General features: G+C 39.8%; 1 protein-coding gene. It reads right to left on the bottom strand.

Going from position 1 to position 1,462, the window contains the following annotated elements; translation table 11 throughout:
• Nucleotides 1-1,167 (bottom strand): IS110 family RNA-guided transposase (locus HMPREF3116_RS07725; RefSeq protein ID WP_070468937.1); only part of this gene is annotated, 1,167 nt, incomplete at its 3' end.
• Between the last annotated feature and the right edge of the window lie 295 nt (nt 1,168-1,462).

The raw sequence follows: 1,462 nt of genomic DNA, 5'->3' as shown, positions 1-1,462 counted from the left end.
TTTTCCTTTTGTCCAAACCGCAAAGATAATATTGACAAGTTTCCGACATACAGCCCCAACGGCTGTTCCATGATGCTTTCCACGTTTTCGTAAGTTTTGATAATAAAGAGACAGCGCAGGATCTCGATTCGAAGCGATAAAGGCCGCTTGCCAAATGGCTCGTCGAAGATATGGAGAACCTCGTTTAGAGAGTTTATTACGCGTACCTGTAAAGTCACCCGATTGATGAACGGAAGCGTCTAAACCCGCAAAGGCAAGCAGTTGATTAGGGCGTTCAAAGCGATGAATGTCGCCCACTTCAGAGAGAATCACAGCTGCTGTAACGGGGCCAATCCCCGTAATCGTGGTTAAATATTGATCTTGGGCGGCAACCAATTCAGCCATTTCATCTTCAACTGTTTTCAATTGTTCTTCTAAAAGAAGAATCTGCTGAAGTAATAATTGGATTTGAAGTTTATAAACATCGGTTGCGACTCGGATTCCAAAGGAATCTTGCGCTAAATCTCTTAATTGATGAACTTTCTGGGTTGATTTTTCAATGGTTAAACGGCCATTACTGGCTTCATTAAGAAGATCAATCAACTTCTGAGCGTCAATCTCGAGTAAATCTTCAGGCAAGGGGGATTGAAGTAACAGTTGGGTGGATGACTTTCCAAACATATCTGAAAAAAGTGTTTCGTATTCTGGAAACACTTGGTCTAAAGATGCAATCACTTTTCTTTTGAGATCAGAAGTTTGGTCAACGATGCTGTAACGGAAACGGGATAATTGCTTTAGGCGTACAATATCTTCGGAAGGCAAATACGTTTGATCAGGTAAATCCATCCGAACCACTTGTGCGATTAATACGGCATCGATGGTATCAGTTTTCGTTTTGCGGATATAGAAGTTGCGGAGAGTATCGGATTGAATGGGATTGAAAGGAACTACATTAAATTCTAAAGCGGTTAGAAAAGAGAATACAGAAAGCCAATAATGTCCAGTAGCCTCTAAACCAATCATGGAGTTATCAGGTAATAAGTCATGGTCATTGATGAATTGCAGTAATTTTTCACTGCCGGCTTTCGTGTTGCTAAACCGAATAGGTTTTCCTATAGGCTTTCCCTGTTCATCAATAATCGCCGCTTCATGGTTTCGTTTCCCAATATCAATACCTACAAAAAACATTCGAATCAACCTTTCTATTAAAAATTCAGATAGGGGTTCTCCTCTTAGCTCTATGGACGATATAGCCTCGTGTGAGATTCAGAAACAATGTTCTATCCAGCTCATACATATACTGTCCGTAGAGAAGAGGCGTCAGTCTTTAAAAGGAAGACGAAGCTTCAAGGAGTTTAACTACGACCTCTATCTATACGAAACAATTATAACTCATAAGAGTCACAGGTTTAAGTCAGCCTTAAATGACAAATATAGTAAAAAAAGATTAGCCATTTAAGACTAATCTTATTATACGAGGAGT

It is taken from the genome of Aerococcus sp. HMSC10H05, assembly GCF_001806975.1.
Classification (GTDB): domain Bacteria; phylum Bacillota; class Bacilli; order Lactobacillales; family Aerococcaceae; genus Aerococcus; species Aerococcus viridans_B.
Note: the sequence above shows the minus strand (reverse complement) of the source record. Positions and strands in the feature narration are given on the sequence as shown.